The sequence below is a fragment of the Serratia odorifera genome (genome assembly GCF_041448735.1).
Classification (GTDB): domain Bacteria; phylum Pseudomonadota; class Gammaproteobacteria; order Enterobacterales; family Enterobacteriaceae; genus Serratia_F; species Serratia_F odorifera.
Window position 1 is genome coordinate 1 of record NZ_JBGMUT010000071.1, and the last position, 584, is coordinate 584.

The following is a 584-nucleotide window of genomic DNA, read 5'->3' on the forward strand; positions in this document are numbered from 1 at the left end:
GTCAATAACTAAACCATGTACAGGAACATCTTTTGGGATAAGTGGATGATTTCTTACTAAATCAACATTAGCTTGCGTTGAGTCGCAAACATCATCGAATCCGAATAACCATTTTTCAAGGTCAATACCAGCATATTCAATTGCTGATAAAATTTCTGATGAAGCTACTCCGCGATCTAATATTTTTTGAAGTGTTCCTTTTGGATTCGTTTGGCTCGCGCCACATCTATGATGTCCAATAAGGAAGATTTCATCTGCATTTAAATCGTATACTGATGCTACAACACTTTGCATAACACTATCGAAAGCAGAAGCAATTTTACCACCTGCATTTCTGATAACCTTTGCATCACCATCGTGTATATCTAAAGCTTTTGGAAGTAGCTCAATTAAACGAGCATCCATGCAAGAAACAACAACCATACGTTTTTTAGGCATTTTTGTCGCTTCACGAGGAGCGTATTCCTTATTTTCTACAAAATGTTCATTGAACGATAGAATTTCTTGTAATAACATATTTGTAACCTCCTTTAAATCTAGATGTATTTTTTTGTTGTGTCCTCTGTGTTATAAGTAAATATAGC

The 584-nt window shown here is 35.1% G+C and carries 1 protein-coding gene; it reads right to left on the reverse strand.

Annotated elements, in window-relative coordinates:
• Positions 1-516, reverse strand: a 516-nt coding sequence (locus ACCC84_RS23900) for a beta-class carbonic anhydrase (RefSeq protein WP_371902440.1), incomplete at its 3' end; no start/stop codon positions are given.
• Positions 517-584: the final 68 nt, after the last annotated feature.